Origin of the sequence: Streptomyces echinoruber (genome assembly GCF_014651135.1) — a bacterium.
GTDB lineage: Bacteria > Actinomycetota > Actinomycetes > Streptomycetales > Streptomycetaceae > Streptomyces > Streptomyces echinoruber.
On sequence record NZ_BMWH01000104.1, the window covers coordinates 1 to 593 of the forward strand.

The window sequence follows — 593 nt, forward strand, 5'->3', positions numbered from 1 at the left end:
GAGGCTTTTCTCGACAGCATAGGATCATCCACTTCGCCGCAATCGGCTCGGCATCAGGTCTCACCCACAAGGTGTGCGGATTTGCCTACACACCGGGCTACACCCTTACCCCGGGACAACCACCGCCCGGGCTGGACTACCTTCCTGCGTCACCCCATCACTCACCTACTACCGGTTCGGGTCACCGGCTCCACCACTCCCGCCGGCGTCAAAGACGGCGGCGGGCGGCTTCACGGGCTTAGCATCACCGGGCTCGGTGCTGGGCGCTTCACAGCGGGTACCGGAATATCAACCGGTTGTCCATCGACTACGCCTGTCGGCCTCGCCTTAGGTCCCGACTTACCCTGGGCAGATCAGCTTGACCCAGGAACCCTTGGTCAATCGGCGCAGGAGTTTCCCACTCCTGTATCGCTACTCATGCCTGCATTCTCACTCGTCAACCGTCCACAACTCGCTCCCGCGGCTGCTTCACCCGGCAGACGACGCTCCCCTACCCATCGGCACACCCGTTGGGGCACATGTGCCAATGACACGACTTCGGCGGTACGCTTGAGCCCCGCTACATTGTCGGCGCGGAATCACTAGACCAGTGA

At 62.2% G+C, this 593-nt stretch carries 1 rRNA gene; it reads right to left on the minus strand.

Annotated elements, in window-relative coordinates:
- A 23S ribosomal RNA gene (locus IE225_RS32760) occupies nucleotides 1-593 on the minus strand; the annotation flags it as partial.